This is a genomic window from Novosphingobium kaempferiae (assembly GCF_021227995.1).
GTDB lineage: Bacteria > Pseudomonadota > Alphaproteobacteria > Sphingomonadales > Sphingomonadaceae > Novosphingobium > Novosphingobium kaempferiae.
In genome coordinates this window covers 189,478-204,880 of the sequence record NZ_CP089301.1, presented here as the reverse complement: position 1 = coordinate 204,880, position 15,403 = coordinate 189,478, and the positions used below count along the sequence as shown (strand labels likewise).

Annotated in this window: 13 protein-coding genes; 10 read left to right on the top strand and 3 right to left on the bottom strand. The window is 65.9% G+C overall.

The window, feature by feature from the left end; translation table 11 throughout:
- Nucleotides 1-97 precede the first annotated feature (97 nt).
- From LO787_RS01000 to ligA, 5 genes are all read left to right on the top strand, one after another.
- Entirely contained in the window at nt 98-892 is a 795-nt protein-coding gene (locus LO787_RS01000; RefSeq protein ID WP_232494033.1) for an outer membrane protein assembly factor BamD, read from the top strand.
- A gap of 1,050 nt (nt 893-1,942) precedes the next feature.
- Nucleotides 1,943-4,438: a TonB-dependent receptor gene (locus LO787_RS00995; protein WP_232494032.1), complete on the top strand. Its 2,496-nt coding sequence runs from the start codon at nt 1,943-1,945 to the stop codon at nt 4,436-4,438.
- A 500-nt stretch (nt 4,439-4,938) separates the two neighbouring features.
- A complete protein-coding gene (recN, locus tag LO787_RS00990) occupies nt 4,939-6,603 on the top strand; it encodes a DNA repair protein RecN (protein ID WP_232494031.1) in 1,665 nt (554 codons plus the stop codon).
- Complete coding sequence (locus LO787_RS00985; protein ID WP_232494030.1) at nt 6,600-6,986, top strand: putative quinol monooxygenase; 387 nt, start codon at nt 6,600-6,602, stop codon at nt 6,984-6,986. The genes recN and LO787_RS00985 overlap by 4 nt, the downstream gene beginning before the upstream one ends.
- Nucleotides 6,987-7,027: 41 nt before the next feature.
- Nucleotides 7,028-9,175 carry an NAD-dependent DNA ligase LigA gene (gene ligA, locus LO787_RS00980; RefSeq protein WP_232494029.1) on the top strand — a complete coding sequence of 716 codons (2,148 nt, stop codon included), beginning with the start codon at nt 7,028-7,030 and terminating at the stop codon, nt 9,173-9,175.
- A 95-nt stretch (nt 9,176-9,270) separates the two neighbouring features.
- On the opposite strand, the gene sciP is transcribed toward ligA, so the two are convergent.
- Complete coding sequence (gene sciP, locus LO787_RS00975; protein WP_232494028.1) at nt 9,271-9,573, bottom strand: CtrA inhibitor SciP; 303 nt, start codon at nt 9,571-9,573, stop codon at nt 9,271-9,273.
- A 272-nt stretch (nt 9,574-9,845) separates the two neighbouring features.
- Here sciP and LO787_RS00970 point away from each other — a divergent pair, with 272 nt between their 5' ends.
- Nucleotides 9,846-10,082, top strand: coding sequence for a PilZ domain-containing protein (locus LO787_RS00970; protein WP_232494027.1), 237 nt, complete (start codon nt 9,846-9,848; stop codon nt 10,080-10,082).
- A gap of 7 nt (nt 10,083-10,089) precedes the next feature.
- On the opposite strand, the gene LO787_RS00965 is transcribed toward LO787_RS00970, so the two are convergent.
- Together LO787_RS00965 and bla are read right to left on the bottom strand one after the other, a co-directional pair.
- Nucleotides 10,090-10,992: a 50S ribosomal protein L11 methyltransferase gene (locus LO787_RS00965; protein WP_232494026.1), complete on the bottom strand. Its 903-nt coding sequence runs from the start codon at nt 10,990-10,992 to the stop codon at nt 10,090-10,092.
- Complete coding sequence (bla, locus tag LO787_RS00960) at nt 10,989-11,900, bottom strand: subclass B3 metallo-beta-lactamase (RefSeq protein ID WP_232494025.1); 912 nt, start codon at nt 11,898-11,900, stop codon at nt 10,989-10,991. Before bla ends, LO787_RS00965 begins: the two co-directional genes overlap by 4 nt.
- Nucleotides 11,901-12,051: 151 nt before the next feature.
- On the opposite strand from bla, the gene sdhC reads away from it, so the two are divergent.
- The 4 genes from sdhC (at nt 12,052) to LO787_RS00940 (ending at nt 15,387) form a co-directional block, all read left to right on the top strand.
- Nucleotides 12,052-12,447 carry a succinate dehydrogenase, cytochrome b556 subunit gene (sdhC, locus tag LO787_RS00955; protein ID WP_232494024.1) on the top strand — a complete coding sequence of 132 codons (396 nt, stop codon included), beginning with the start codon at nt 12,052-12,054 and terminating at the stop codon, nt 12,445-12,447.
- Nucleotides 12,448-12,460: 13 nt separating this feature from the next.
- Nucleotides 12,461-12,847, top strand: a complete 387-nt coding sequence (gene sdhD, locus LO787_RS00950; protein WP_232494023.1) for a succinate dehydrogenase, hydrophobic membrane anchor protein — start codon at nt 12,461-12,463, stop codon at nt 12,845-12,847.
- Entirely contained in the window at nt 12,847-14,655 is a 1,809-nt protein-coding gene (gene sdhA, locus LO787_RS00945) for a succinate dehydrogenase flavoprotein subunit (RefSeq protein ID WP_232494022.1), read from the top strand. The genes sdhD and sdhA overlap by 1 nt, the downstream gene beginning before the upstream one ends.
- Before the next feature lie 144 nt (nt 14,656-14,799).
- Nucleotides 14,800-15,387 carry an HdeD family acid-resistance protein gene (locus LO787_RS00940; protein ID WP_232494021.1) on the top strand — a complete coding sequence of 196 codons (588 nt, stop codon included), beginning with the start codon at nt 14,800-14,802 and terminating at the stop codon, nt 15,385-15,387.
- Nucleotides 15,388-15,403 lie beyond the last annotated feature (16 nt).

The following is a 15,403-nucleotide window of genomic DNA, read 5'->3' as shown; positions in this document are numbered from 1 at the left end:
CCGTGTGGGGACGGCGTGACATGCTGCGACAATTGCCCTGCCACAAGACGCGCAACTTCACTTGGCGTTCAGCCAAGCGCTGGTTATAGACCCGTCCATGTTCGCACGTTCGTCGCTCAAGACCGCCATCCTCGCCGCCGCCACCGGAGCGATCGTTCTCACTGCCGGTTGCGGGGGCCGCGCGAAGAACCGCGACACCGCCTACGTCGCGCGCGACGTGGACACGCTTTATGCCGCCGCGCAGGAGCGCCTGAACACCGGCCGCACCAAGCAGGCCGCCGCGCTGTTCGACGAGGTCGAGCGCCAGCACCCCTATTCGCCCTGGGCCCGCCGCGCGCAGCTGATGAGCGCGTTCAGCTATTATGCCGCGCGTGACTACAACAAGGCGATCCAGTCGGCGCAGCGCTTCCTGTCGATCCACCCGGGCAACAAGGACGCGCCTTACGCCTATTACCTGATCTCCATCTGCTACTACGAGCAGATCAGTGATGTGACGCGCGACCAGAAGACGACGCAGCAGGCCAAGCAGGCGCTGACCGACGTCATGCGCCGCTATCCGGGCACGACTTACGCCCGCGATGCGCAGCTCAAGATCGACCTCGTCAACGATCACCTCGCGGGCAAGGAAATGACCATCGGCCGCTCCTACGAGCGCGGCGGCAAGTGGCTGGCGGCAACGCTGCGCTTCCGCAACGTGGTCGACAACTTCCAGACCACCAGCCACACGCCCGAGGCACTGTACCGTCTGGTCGAAGGCTATCTCTCGCTGGGCATCCCGGATGAGGCGCAGAAGGCTGCCGCCGTGCTCGAGCGGAACTATCCCGGCAGCGAATGGTACGCCCGTGCGTACAAGCTGATGGAAAAGCACGCCCCTCAGAACGTCACGGCCTGATTTGGCCGAATTCCTCTCCGAGCTTGTCTCGGGGAGGTGGCAGTCGCGCAGCGACTGACGGAGGGGGAATGGCGCGAGGTTCTCCCCCTCCACCACCGCCTGCGGCGGCGGTCCCCCTCCCCGAGACAAGCTCGGGGAGGAATGGCGATACTGACACACGTCATTGCGAGCGCAGCGAAGCAATCCAGCGGCACGGGCCGACCGTGGATTGCTTCGCTGCGCTCGCAATGACGAACGTCTTGGCTGAACACACGAAAACGCCCGCTGGCGAGTGCGGGCCTAACGCCGGGGGAAGAAACGCGAGGATCCGAGAGTGAACATCGGGTCGGCGTCGTGAGCGTCCGGACGGGACGCGGGGGTTTGTTTCCACAGCGCGTTGCGAGTGGCCGGGTAGGTGCAGTCAGCCCGGCTCGACCTGTATTCCATCGGACCTGTCCGGTATGACCGACGTTGGGGCTCGCGTCGGTATCGGTCATGGGACTTCCGGGAGAGCCGCTCCCAGGCCGAGATACTCGGTTGGGGGAACGGCCGGGCCAGAGCCTAGAGGACGGTCCGGGTCTTCGATGGACACCGTGGTGCGCGATCGCGGCTTGATACCGCATCCCGGCCCACGACGCCGACCCGATACACCGATACGACGTGATCTGCGTCGAACCGGATGTCGCGGAGTATAACCTATACGGTTCATATTGTCAAGAATGGCGCCGAATAGCCCGCTTCGCCGCGACGATCCCTGCTGTTGCACACCTGCAATTTCCCTTTGCCCTCTGATAGCGGAAATTCTATTGTCCACTAATTAGGTTGAGATTAGGAATGCTCAACAAGAGGCGAAACGGCCTGCAGGAAATTCATATGAGGGTTTGCGCGGTCTGACCAGCGCGGCGTTCCGATGAAGCTCCGGGCCTGATCCATGCCAGCCGCATCCGGCGAAGGAGCGGCAGGCGCGGGGCCTCAGGAACATTCCTGCCGGTCCTGAGAGGGGTGGGCCGTGCAGCAGGTGCAGACCGGACGGACCGGATGCATTCAATTCCCTGACAAAGGATTTGAAGAATGACTTCGTTCGTCCGCAGAACTCTACTGGCCACCACGGTCCTCGCTTCGGCGACGGTCGGCCTTCCGTCGGCGCATGCCGAAGAAGCCGCCGCTCCGGTCGCAGCCACTGCTGCCAATGCCGCGAGTGCCGAGGAAGAGGGCGGCTCGCCCACCTCGGTCGGCACCGGCGCTCATGACCGTGGTAGCGACATCGTCGTCACTGCCCGCCGCCGCCAGGAATCGAGCCAGGAAGTGCCGCTCGCGATCTCGGTCGTCGGTGGCGAGCACATCGATTCGACCGGCTCCTTCAACGTCGGCCGCCTGCAGCAACTGACCCCGACGCTCCAGTATTATTCGTCGAACCCGCGCAACACCGCCGTCAACATCCGCGGCCTCGGCGTGCCGTTCGGCCTGACCAACGACGGCATCGAGCAGGGCGTCGGCATCTATGTCGACGACGTCTACAACTCGCGCGTGGCATCGGCGACGTTCGACTTCCTCGACGTGGCGCAGATCGAGGTTCTGCGCGGTCCGCAGGGCACGCTCTACGGCAAGAACACCACGGCGGGCGCGATCAACATCACGACCAACCAGCCGACCTTCGATTTCGAGGGCAAGGCCGAGGTGTCGATCGGCAACTACAACTTCAAGCAGGCCAAGGCCGCGATCTCCGGGCCGCTGTCGGACACCCTGGCGGCGCGCATCGCGGTCTCGTCCACCAGCCGCAAGGGCACGATCTACAACGTCGTCTCCAACGAGCACATCCAGAGCCAGGACAACCTGGGCCTGCGCGGCCAGCTGCTGTGGAAGCCGATCGACACTCTCGAAATCACTCTTGCCGGCGATTTCAGCAATCAGGACGCCAATTGCTGCGGCTCGGTCTATGTTCGCACCGGCCTGACCCAGCGCGCGCTGAACCGCCAGTTCGAGGCGCTCGCGGCAGCGCAGGGCTACGCTCCGGTGAGCCGCAACGCGTTCGATCGCCTGACCGACCTCGACACCGAACTGCGCGCCAAGAACAAGGTCGGCGGCGCTTCGCTGCGCGTGAAGTGGGATCTGGGTGAGGGCACGCTGACCTCGATCACCGCATGGCGCTTCTGGGACTGGGATCCCTCGAACGACCGTGACTTCACCGGCCTGCCGATCGTCAGCAAGTCGCAAAACCCCTCGCAGCAGGACCAGTACACGCAGGAACTGCGCTACAACTACAGCAGCGACGCGATCGACTTCGTCGTGGGCGCCTTCGGCTTCTACCAGCGCATCGATACGCAGGGCACCGAGGAGCACGGCGCCGCGTCCAGCCGCTGGAACATCGCGCCGTCGAACGCCCTGTCGAACGATCCCTCGGTGCTCAACGGCCTCGTCGCCTACAACACGCAGTATCTCAAGAACACCAGCGCCGCGCTGTACGGCCAGCTGAGCTGGCACGTCACCCCGGAACTGACCCTGCAGCCGGGCGTGCGCCTGAACTACGACAAGAAGGAAGGCTATTATCAGCGCCGCGTGTTCGACGGGCAGGGCAACGAAGTCCTGATCACCGGCCCCAGCAACGCCCGCAAGACGGCGCAGCTGGCGATCTTCACGCCGCAGGAAATCTCGCCCGAGTTCAGCGACTGGAACTTCAGCTACGACTTCACCGCCAGCTACAAGATCGCGCCGGACATCCTCGTCTACGGAACGTATGCGAAGTCGTTCAAGTCGGGCGGCATCAACCAGAACGGCGTGCCGGTGGATGGCGCGAACAACCCGATCCTCGCCACTGCGACGGTGAAGCCCGAATCGGTCCACCATTACGAAGCCGGCATCAAGACCCAGTTCTGGGACCGCAAGGCGACGCTCAACCTCTCGATCTTCCGCACCGACATCAAGAACTACCAGGCCAACGTGAACAACGGCCAGTTCGGCGTACTGCGCGGCTACCTCGCCAACGCGGGCGCGGTGCGCTCGCAGGGTGTGGAGGCGGACTTCTCGATCCGTCCGAGCGAGCGGTTCAACGCCTATGCCAATGGCGCCTATACCGACGCGACTTACCGCAAGTTCACCGACGCGCCGTGCCCGCCGGAGCTTTCGGGCGGCACCACCGTCACCGGCAGCCAGACGCCGAGCGCACCCGGCACCCCCGGCGGTCTCAGCCCGGCAAACTGCGACATCTCCGGCCAGCGCCTGCCCGGCGTCTCGGAGTGGTCGTTCTCGTTCGGCGCGGAGGCCAACACGCCGGTCACGCTGCTGGGCAAGGAGGGCGAGGCCTACTTCGGCTACGACGGCAGCGTGCGTTCGAACTTCTCGTCCAACCCGTCGCCCTCGGCCTACACCTGGATCGACGGGTACAGCCTGCACAACTTCCGCGCGGGCTTCCGCACCGAGAGCGGGTTCGACGTCTACGGCTGGGTGCGCAACGCCTTCAACGAGAACTACTTCGAGCAGCTCATGGTCGGCCCCGGCAACACCGGCCTGATCGCGGGCCTGCCGGGCGATCCGCGAACCTGGGGCTTCACGATCAAGTCCAACTTCTGAGGTCAGCCCACCGGCTTCGAAGGTATCTACCCCGCATCGCCTTGCGCGATGCGGGGTAGACTTATTTTTGCTGCCTAGGAACTTTTTGGACGGGCTGATCCGAGAAACGACTGAAATCGATTGCCCTATGAACCTTTAGTAATTTTACATCCAGAATGGTTATCCTTATGCGAGCCTTTACCACTTAAGGTTAGTCGGAATAAGGGGGCGGAGCGGAAGACCGCCCCGAAATGCTGGTCACGGGTCGCACGTTCCATGGACATGAATCACGATTTTCCCCCCAAGCCAAAAATTCGGCCCGACATACGCGGCAAGCCGGAGCGGTGCCGAATCTGGCCTGAAATCCTGGCTGTCGGCGCCATCTTCGTCGCGTTGTGGGTTGCGTTCGGGCTGTATTATCTGTGCTCGTTCACGATCTGGTAAAACCTGCCGGTAAACTGCGGAAGCCGCGCGAAGCGGGGTGACGGGGCTTTTTCCTTCCGCTAGAACGCTTCGCGAACATGCTTAGCCGGCTCTCCATCCGCAACATCGTCCTGATCGAGGCGCTCGACCTCGATTTCGCCCGTGGCCTCGGCGTCCTCACGGGCGAGACGGGCGCGGGCAAGTCGATCCTGCTCGACGCGCTGGGGCTCGTTCTCGGCAATCGTGCGGACAGCGGACTGGTCCGGGCGGGGGAGGATCGCGCCAGCGTCACCGCCAGTTTCGATGTATCCGCGCTCCCCGCGTCGGTGCTCGCGACGATCGACGACGCCGGACTGGAGATCGAGCCGGGCGAGCCGCTGATCCTGAAGCGCCAGCTCAAGGCCGATGGCGGATCGAAGGCTTTCCTCAATGACCAGAGCGTCGGCGTGGCGCTGCTGCGCGAGATCGCGCCCGCGCTCGTGGAAATCCACGGCCAGCACGACGATCGTGGCCTCGTCAATGCGCGCGGGCACCGTGCCCTGCTCGATCGTTTCGCCGGGGGCGAGGTGGCGGGGGTGGAGGCCGCATGGAAAGTCTGGCGCGCCGCGCAGGACGCGCTCGACCTGGCGCGCCAGCGCGTCGCCCGGGCCGCTGAGGATCAGGATCTGCTCCTCGCGCATCTGGAGGAACTGACCAGCCTTGCGCCCGTCGCGGGCGAGGAGGACGAACTCGCGGGCGCCCGTGCCGACATGCAGAAGGGTGAGAAGCTGGCGGACGACCTTTCGGCCCTCCAGCACTTGTGGACCGGCTCCGATTCGGCGCTTGCCGAACTGCGCGGCGCGGCGCGGCGGCTCGACCGCATTGCCGGGGAGCACGAACTTCTGGGTGAGGCGCTCTCCGCGCTCGACCGCGCGCTGATCGAGGCGGGCGAGGCAGAGGAAAAGCTGGAGAAGGCCGCCGATGCGCTGGCTTTCGACCCCGCCGAACTCGACCGGATCGAGACCCGCCTGTTCGAACTGCGTGCGGTTGCCCGCAAGCACGGCTGCCAGGTGGACGACCTGCCCGAGAAGATGGCCGAGATGCGCGGCGCGCTCGACGACATCGAGGGCGGGAACGAGCATATCGTCGAACTGGAAAAGGCTGCGCAGAAGGCCGCGCTGGCCTATCGCGAGAAGGCCGGGGCGCTCCATGACCTGCGCCGCGCGGCGGCGAAACGGCTCGATGCGGCGGTTGCGGTGGAACTCGCCCCGCTCAAGCTCGATGCCGCGCGGTTCCAGACCTCCGTGATGCGTCTTCCCGAGGAACGCTGGGGCGCGACCGGCATGGACGCAGTGGAATTCCTCATCAGCACCAACCCCGGCTCCGACTTCGCACCGCTCGGCAAGATCGCCAGCGGCGGCGAACTGTCGCGCTTCATCCTCGCGCTGAAGGTGGCGCTGGCGGAAGAGGGCGGCGCGGCGACGGTGATCTTCGACGAGATCGACCGCGGCGTCGGCGGCGCGGTGGCGGACGCCATCGGCGAGCGCCTGTCGCGCCTTGCATCGAATGGGCAACTGCTCGCCGTCACCCACTCGCCGCAGGTCGCCGCGCGCGGGGACCGGCACTACATGATCGCCAAGTCCAGCCAGGGCACCGTCACGCGCACGTCGGTCACGCCGCTGAGCGCCGCCGAGCGCAAGGAGGAGATCGCCCGCATGCTCTCCGGCGCGCAAGTCACTGACGAGGCGCGGGCGCAGGCCGACCGCCTGCTGGTCCGGGCGTGATCTCCGATCGCCGCACCGTCGTGATCGGTGCGGCGGCGATGGCGCTTCTGCTGACGGGGAACCGGCCGCTTATGGAAGAGATCGACGAGGACTCGCTGTTCGGCCTCATTGGGCAGATCAAGGCGTCACCGGGCAAGCGTGACGAATTGGTCGGCTATCTGATCGAAGGCTCCGGCAAGATGCCGGGCAACATCGCCTACCGCGTCTGGAAAGACCGCGAAGACGCGGATGCGGTGTGGATCGTCGAGGTCTGGGAGACCGAGGCGGCGCACAAGGCCAGCCTTTCGCTGCCGCAGGTCCGTGAAGCGATCCGCAAGGCGCGGCCGATTATCGCCGGGTTCGGCGTGAATGCGAAAGTCACGCCTGCGGGCGGGATGGGGTGAGGCTCTACCCGCCGCAGCAGAGTTGATGCATAGGTCGGCCCATGACCGCCGATTCCCCCAGCACTCTTCCCTCGGAAGCCGAAGCCGCCAACGAACTCATGCGCCTTGCGCGGCAGATCAACCGCGCCAACCGGCTCTACCATGCCGAGGACGCGCCCGAGATTTCCGATGCCGAGTATGACGCGCTGGTGCGCCGCAATGCCGCGCTCGAGGAAGCTTTTCCGCATCTGATCCGGCCGGACAGCCCTTCGAACAAGGTGGGCCACGAAGTCGCCGCCTCGCCGCTCGGCAAGGTGGCGCACGAGGTTCGCATGATGAGCCTCGACAATGCCTTCACCGACGAGGAAGTGGCCGAATTCCTCGCGCGCGTGCGCCGTTTCCTTTCGCTCCCGGCGGACGAGCCGCTGGTGGTGACGGCTGAGGACAAGATCGACGGCCTGTCCTGTTCGCTGCGCTATGAGAACGGCAGGCTGGTGCGTGCGGCGACGCGCGGCGACGGGCAGGTGGGCGAGGACGTCACCGCCAACGTCGCCCACATCGCCGACATCGTGCAGGAACTGAAGGGCGAGGGCATTCCCGAAGTCTTCGAGGTCCGCGGCGAAGTCTACATGGAAAAGGCCGCGTTCCTCGCGCTCAACACGCAGCTGATGGACGAGGCCCGTGCCGCCGCCGAGGCGAAAGGCGAGGCATTCGACGACAGCAAGGTCCGCCAGTTCGCCAACCCGCGCAACGCTGCCGCCGGGTCGCTGCGCCAGAAGGACGCAAGCGTTACCGCCAAACGCCCGCTGCGCTTCTGGGCCCACGGCTGGGGCGCGGCGAGCCACGTGCCGGGTGAGACCCAGCACGAGGTCATCCGCCGTATCGAGGGCTGGGGGCTGCCGGTTTCGCGCCAGTTCCGCCAGTGCCACTCGCTCGACGAGATGCTCGCCGCCTATCGCGCGATCCGCGACGGACGCGCGGCGCTGCCGTTCGAGATCGACGGGGTGGTCTACAAGGTGGACCGGCTCGACTGGCAGCAGAGGCTGGGCTTCGTGGCCAAGGCGCCGCGCTGGGGCATGGCGCACAAGTTCCCGGCGGAGCGCGCGGAAACGACGCTCGAATCGATCGACATCCAGGTCGGGCGCACCGGCAAGCTGACCCCCGTGGGCCGGCTCAAGCCGGTGCTGGTGGGCGGCGTGACCGTCACCAACGTCACGCTGCACAACCGCGACGAGATCGCGCGCCTCGGCGTCCGTCCGGGTGACCGAGTGGTGCTCCAGCGTGCGGGCGACGTCATCCCGCAGGTCGTGGACAACCTCAGCCGCGAGGAGGATCGCGAGGCCTACGCTTTCCCCGATCACTGCCCCGAATGCGGCTCCGAGGCGGTCGCGGCGGAGGGCGAGGTGGACGTGCGCTGCACCGGCGGCCTGATCTGCCCGGCACAGCGGACCGAGCGGCTCAAGCACTTCGTCAGCCGCGCCGCGCTCGACATCGAGGGGCTGGGCGAGAAGACGATCGACGAGTTCTTCGCCAAGGGCTGGCTGGAAAGCCCGGCCGACATCTTCCGCCTGCGCAAGCGGCGCGAGGACATCCTCGCCCTCGAAGGGTGGAAGGACAAGTCTGTGGACAACCTGTTGGCAGCTGTGGAAAGCAAGCGCCAGCCGGATGCGGCGCGGCTGCTGTTCGGCCTCGGCATCCGCCACGTCGGCGCGGTCACGGCGCGCGATCTAATGAAGCGCTTCACGACCTTGCCCGAACTGCGCGCACTGGCCGAGCAGGCGCAGGTCAAGCAGGGCGAGGAGGAAGTGAAGGCTGCCAGCGACGCCTACGCGGAACTCATCTCGATCGACGGCGTCGGTCCGGTGGTGGTCGAGGCGCTGGGCGACTTCTTCCATGAAGAGCACAACCGCGCGGTGTGGGACGACCTGCTTAGCGAAGTGTCGCCGCCGCCCTATGTGGTCGAGACGAAGGAAAGCCCGGTCTCGGGCAAGACCGTGGTGTTCACCGGCAAGCTGGAGACGATGAGCCGCGACGAGGCCAAGGCGCAGGCCGAACGGCTGGGCGCCAAGGCGGCGGGTTCGGTCTCGCCCAAGACGGATCTCGTCGTGGCGGGGCCGGGTGCGGGGTCGAAGCTGAAGAAGGCCGCCGAACTCGGGATCGAGGTGATCGACGAAGCCGCATGGGCGGACATCGTGAAGGCGGCCGGGTGACCTGATGACGAGGCTTCCGCGCCGCGGGCAGGGGGTTGCCGCGGCGCGAATGCTCTATCTTATGGCCGTATGCGCATTTTCAGGACGAAAATGGCTCAGCTGAAACGTCCGCGGCGCTCGTGCACCTGGCGGTAGTGCTGGACGCGCGTGGCGCGCAGTCCCGCCATGCCCTCGCGTTCGATCGAGCGCTGCCATGAGGCAAGCTCCTCAAGCGTGAGGTCGTAGCGTTCGCAGGCTTCGGCGATCGTCAGCAGTCCGCCGTTGACTGCTGCAACCACCTCGGCCTTCCTGCGTACTACCCAACGGGAGGTGCTGGGCGGCGGCAGGCTGTCGATGCTCATCGGCTCGCCGAGCGGGCCGGTGATGACCGCGGGGCGGTCTGTTTTAACGTCTTCCATTGGTTGGCCTCGTGATGCTGGCTGCCAACCCCCTGTCAGCTACGTATTCTCACGGGTATTCGTTAAATTGCCCACAGCACGAATGGTTAATGGATATTTACGATATTATGCGTAAGTCATTGCGATAACTGTGTAAAAATTCTTCGGAATTGTGGCGAATTTATTTACGCTGCATTTACCAGCGTTAATTACCTTTCGGTATGAGCCAAGCCACTCAGACGAACGAGGTAACTGTGCCCAGCCGGCGCCGGCATTCCGCATATGCATCCGCTGTGGCGCAGCACGTCTCTTCGGACGGGTGTCAGTTCGTGGTGGAACGGGAAAACCTGTCACGCGGGCAGCGGTTCAGCTTCGCGCTCGACGGCTATCCACCGGTGCTGGGAACGGTGCGCTGGGTCGTGAAGGACCGTGTCGGCTTCGCGTTCGACCGCCCGATCTCACGCGATGCGCAGTCGGCCATGCTTCGCCGCAGCCGCGTGGTGCAGGGGCTGGACCTCTACCTGTCCTGAGCGGGGCTCAGCCCCGCCGTTGGCGCATCCACAGGATCGACCAGTCGCCGTTCACCATGCGCGCGGCGAGCCGCAGCCCGGCCTTGCGGCAGGCGGCGCGCACGGCGGCCTCCTGCGTCTCGAGCAGTCCCGCCAACAGCAAGTGCCCGCCAGGGACCAGCGCCTTGCCGAAATCGGGCGCAAGATGGACCAGCGGCCCGGCAAGGATGTTGGCGAGGATGAGGTCGTAGGGGCCGCGCGCTTCCAGCACCGGATGGTTCATGCCGTCCGCCACCGTCATGACGAGTTCGCCACGCCGGGCGCCCATGGTCACGCCGTTCGCCTCGGCATTGTCCTCCACCACGTTGACGCATACCGCGTCGATGTCGCTCGCTGTCGCCAGCGTGCGCGGCCAGAGCGAGAGCGCCGCGAAGGCGAGCAGGCCGGTGCCGGTGCCGATATCGGCGCAGTTGCGGACGACGAGGCCCTGCGCCTTCATGTGCGTGAGCATCGCGAGGCAACCTGCCGTTGTCGCGTGATGGCCGGTGCCGAAAGCCTGGCTGGCAGGGATCGCGAAGTCGAACACGCCGGGTTCGTCCACGCCCGGATGCTCGGGCGTGTGGACGTAGAAGCGTCCGGCGCGGATCGGCTCGAGGCCTTCCTGGCTGACGACGAGCCAGTCGGTCTCGGGCAGTTCCTCGACGATCAGCTTGGGCTTGGTGCCCTCGAACAGCGCAGTGATCGCGGCCTTGTCGGCCTTGGTCGGCTTGCGGTCGAGCCAGGCTTCGAGGGTCCAGTCCTCGGGCTGGTCCTCGGCGATCTCGCGCCCGGACAGGACGATATCGTGGTCCCAGTCCCACGCATCCTCATGCGCGACGAGCGCGCCTTCGATGACGGGGCGCGGAGCGAAGACGGTGACTTTCCAGCTCACTTGCCGCTCTCCTTCGCGAGACGGTCGGCAAGCCGTCCTTCTGCAGCGGCGACGTAGGCCCGGCAGGCATTGGCATCGACCAGCGGCTTGGTCCCGGCGAGGCGCTCCATCAGCGCGCTCTGGCTCGGGTGCGGGGTTATGAGGATGTCGCAGGGCAGGGCGGCCATTGCGGGCAGCCCCTTGCGGATCGCCGCCACGCGGTCGGGATGGTCGGTGAAGCGATAGCCGTCCGACGAGATCGTCGAGGAACTGTCCGCATAGGCGATCATCTTGCAGTCGAACCCGGCGGTGCAGGACTGCCATGTCCAGCTCGTCGAACCCGGCGCGTGGACCGGCGTGGCATGGGCGGTGAGGACGACCTTGCCGACGACGACGCTGTCGCCGTCCTTCAATACGCGGTCGACCCGGACCGGCGCGATCGGGTCCAGCCCGGCAAACTGCGGATCGTCGGAGGCAGGCTTGCCGGTTTCGAGCGCCGCTTTTTGCGCCGGGAGGGCTGCAACTTTTGCACCCGTCGCCTTCTGCAATGCGGCAAGCGCGCCGACGTGGTCGAAATGCTCGTGCGAGGCGACGATCCAGCGCACGTCCTTCGGGTTGAAACCCGCACGCTTTATGTTTGCGAGGACCAGCGGAGCGGCCTTGGTGACGCCCGCATCGACAAGGACGTGGCCCTTGTCCCCGGTGATGAGGATCGCCGAAATTCCGCAGGTTCCCACGTACCAGGTATTGCCGAAGAGGCGGGCGGGCGGCGCCGGGTCGGCCCACTCGTCCTTGCCCTCGCAGGCCTTCGCCAGCGCAGCAGGAGACAGGGTCTCGGCAGTCGCTGCCTGCGCGCCGATGGGCAGTGCGATCATGGAGGTCAGGGCCGTGAGCGAGGCCAGCGCGATTGCCAGGGAGGTGCGACTCATGGGCGAATGCTTTAAGGCGCACCTGTGAGATAGGCCAGCCACCCTGCGATGTTGCGGTGCGACAAGCTTGCGCCCCGCCTCGATTTGTCTAAGGGGGCTTGCAATAGGGCAGTTCATGACACTGCCGCAGGCAAGGGGATTCGTAAGCGCCATGGCAAACGCCGGGACCAAGAACCGTCCGCTCTCGCCGCACCTCCAGATCTGGAAGTGGGGCCCGCACATGTTCGTGTCGATCCTGCATCGCGTCACGGGCGACGGCATGGCTTTCGCCGGCCTCGCCGTGCTGCTGTGGTGGCTCGGTGCGCTCGCAGGAGGCCCGGCTTCCTATGCGACCTTCGCGTGGGCGATGACGACGCCGATCGGCTATCTGGTGCTCGTGGGCATCTCGTGGGCGTTCTTCAGCCACATGGCGAGCGGCATCCGCCACTTCTTCCTCGACGTGGGCGCCGGTTTCGAGCTGAACGCCAACCGCCTGTGGTCGATCCTGTGCCCGGTCATCGGGGTGATCCTCACCGTCGCCTTCTGGGCGCTCCTGCTGCTTCGCTGAGAGGGTACGAACAATGGGTAACGGAACCTCCATCGGCCGCGTTCGCGGCCTCGGCTCGGCAAAGGGCGGCGTCCATCACTGGCTGCTGCAGCGCTTCACCGCCATCGGCAACCTGCTGTCGGTGCTCTTCCTGATCGTCTCGCTGGTCCTGCTGCCGGACTATACCTACGGCACCATGGTCGAGTGGATCGCCAAGCCGGTCCCGGCCGTGGCCATGATCCTGCTGGTCGTGACGACCTTCTGGCACGCGCGCCTCGGCCTGCAGGTGCTGGTCGAGGACTACCTGCACGATCACGCCAACAAGTTCGCCGCCATCGCCGCGCTGAACCTTGCCGCTTGCGGCGGGATCGCGTTCGGCGTGTTCTGCATCGTCCGCATCGCGCTGGGAGCACACGCATAATGTCCGCGCCTGCTTACAAGATCATAGACCACACCTACGACACCGTCGTCGTCGGCGCCGGCGGCTCGGGCCTGCGCGCCACGATGGGCTCGGCCGAAGCCGGCCTGAAGACCGCGTGCATCACCAAGGTGTTCCCCACCCGCTCGCACACCGTTGCGGCGCAGGGCGGCATCGCCGCCTCGCTCAAGAACAACACGCCGGACCACTGGACCTGGCACATGTACGACACCGTCAAGGGGTCGGACTGGCTGGGCGACCAGGACGCCATCGAGTACATGGTGCGCGAGGCTCCGGCTGCGGTCTACGAACTGGAGCACGCCGGCGTGCCCTTCAGCCGCAACCCCGACGGCACGATCTACCAGCGCCCGTTCGGCGGCCACATGCAGAACATGGGCGAAGGCCCGCCGGTCCAGCGCACCTGCGCCGCTGCCGACCGCACCGGCCACGCCATGCTTCACGCGCTGTACCAGCAGTCGCTGAAGTACGACGCGGACTTCTTCATCGAATACTTCGCGATCGACCTCATCATGGACGGCGGCAAGTGCGTCGGCGTGATCGCGCTGTGCATGGATGACGGCACGATCCACCGCTTCCGCGCGCAGGCCGTCGTGCTCGCGACGGGCGGCTATGGCCGTTCGTACTTCACCGCGACTTCGGCCCACACCTGCACCGGCGACGGCGGCGGCATGGTGCTGCGCGCGGGCCTGCCCCTGCAGGACATGGAGTTCGTCCAGTTCCACCCGACTGGCATCTACGGTGCAGGCGTGCTCATCACCGAGGGCGCTCGCGGCGAGGGCGGCTACCTGACCAACTCCGAGGGCGAGCGCTTCATGGAGCGTTACGCTCCCTCGGCCAAGGATCTCGCCAGCCGTGACGTCGTCTCGCGCTCGATGGCGATGGAAATCCGCGAAGGCCGCGGTGTCGGTCCGCACAAGGACCACATCTACCTGCACCTCGATCACATCGATCCCAAGGTGCTGGGCGAGCGTCTGCCGGGCATCACCGAGAGCGGCAAGATCTTCGCAGGCGTGGACCTTACCCGCCAGCCGCTGCCGGTCGTCCCGACCGTCCACTACAACATGGGCGGCATCCCGTGTAACTACCATGGTCAGGTGATGACCATCGGTGCGGACGGCGATCCCGAAACCGTGGTTCCCGGCCTGTTCGCAGTGGGTGAGGCCGCTTGCGTCTCGGTCCACGGCGCCAACCGCCTCGGTTCGAACTCGCTGATCGACCTCGTCGTGTTCGGCCGCGCCACGGGCCTGTACCTCAAGGAAAACATCAAGCCGAACGGCACGCAGGGCGAACTGCCCAAGGATTCGGCCGATCTGGCGCTCACCCGCCTCGACCACTTCCGCAATGCCAACGGTTCTTCCTCGACGGCGGAAATCCGCACCGAGATGCAGCGCACCATGTCGCTCCACGCGGCGGTGTTCCGCACCGACGAACTGATGGTCGAAGGCAAGGAAAAGCTCGCCAAGACCTACGAGCGCATGAACGACATCAAGGTCACCGACCGTGGTCTGATCTGGAACTCCGATCTGGTGGAAACGCTGGAACTGGACAACCTGATCTCGCAGGCGACCGTGACCCTGCATGGCGCGCAGAACCGCAAGGAAAGCCGCGGCGCCCACGCGCACGAGGACTTCCCGAACCGCGACGACGTGAACTGGATGAAGCACACCGCGACTTGGTTCAACGGCTGGGGCGGCAAGGGCGGCGAAGTCCGCATCGACTATCGCCCGGTCCACGAATACACGCTCACCGACGACGTCGAGTACATCAAGCCCAAGGCCCGCGTGTACTGATCTGACATCGGCGCAAGCTGAAAACGAGAGGAGGGCGGCGCAGCGGCAAGGCTGCGCCGCCCTTTTTCTGTTCCTCTCCGAGCAAGTTCCCGGAGGAACTGGTCAGGTCGCCACGCATTGCTGGAGGTGAAAGGAACCTCCAGCATGGACCGCACCCACATCGACCCGATCCTCGAACCCAAGGTGGAGCGCGATCCGCTCGTTCGCGAGATGGCGCGCGCGCCGGGCAGCACCTGGGGCTGGGTCATGGGCTACGGCGTGCTGCTGCTCGTCGCCGCGCTGATCGTGCTGCTCAATCCGCTGGTGGCAGGCGTGGCGACCGGGCTGCTTCTGGGCATCATGCTGGTGGTCTATGGCGTGGCCGCCATCGCTGCGGGGTGGACCTCGCTGTCGAGCCGGGCGCGATGGGTCGAGATCCTGCTCGGTACGTTGGCGCTGCTGGCGGGTATATTCGCCATTGCCGACCCGGTGGCGGGCGCGCTGTCGCTGGTCATGGCGATCGGCCTGTGGCTGCTGGTCTCGGGCGGCTTCCAGATCGCCTTCGCGCTCAGGGCCCGGCACGACAAGGGCTGGCGCCTGCTCCTCGGCGTACTCGATGTGGTGCTGGGGCTAGTGCTGCTGTTTTCCGGGCCGCTGACGGGGCTCGCGTTTCTCGCGATCATCGTCGCGATCAGCCTGACGGTGCGCGCGGTTTTCCTGATTATTCTGGCGCAGGCGCTCCGTAAATCCTGACTGGACATTCACCCGG

What these genes read in the sequence shown, in the direction of transcription:
- LO787_RS01000 (WP_232494033.1), top strand. Translation starts at nt 98, where the DNA reads ATGTTCGCACGTTCGTCGCTCAAGACCGCCATCCTCGCCGCCGCCACC.
- LO787_RS00995 (WP_232494032.1), top strand. Translation starts at nt 1,943, where the DNA reads ATGACTTCGTTCGTCCGCAGAACTCTACTGGCCACCACGGTCCTCGCT.
- recN (WP_232494031.1), top strand. Translation starts at nt 4,939, where the DNA reads ATGCTTAGCCGGCTCTCCATCCGCAACATCGTCCTGATCGAGGCGCTC.
- ligA (WP_232494029.1), top strand. Translation starts at nt 7,028, where the DNA reads ATGACCGCCGATTCCCCCAGCACTCTTCCCTCGGAAGCCGAAGCCGCC.
- sciP (WP_232494028.1), bottom strand. Translation starts at nt 9,573, where the DNA reads ATGGAAGACGTTAAAACAGACCGCCCCGCGGTCATCACCGGCCCGCTC.
- bla (WP_232494025.1), bottom strand. Translation starts at nt 11,900, where the DNA reads ATGAGTCGCACCTCCCTGGCAATCGCGCTGGCCTCGCTCACGGCCCTG.
- sdhC (WP_232494024.1), top strand. Translation starts at nt 12,052, where the DNA reads ATGGCAAACGCCGGGACCAAGAACCGTCCGCTCTCGCCGCACCTCCAG.
- sdhD (WP_232494023.1), top strand. Translation starts at nt 12,461, where the DNA reads ATGGGTAACGGAACCTCCATCGGCCGCGTTCGCGGCCTCGGCTCGGCA.
- sdhA (WP_232494022.1), top strand. Translation starts at nt 12,847, where the DNA reads ATGTCCGCGCCTGCTTACAAGATCATAGACCACACCTACGACACCGTC.
- LO787_RS00940 (WP_232494021.1), top strand. Translation starts at nt 14,800, where the DNA reads ATGGACCGCACCCACATCGACCCGATCCTCGAACCCAAGGTGGAGCGC.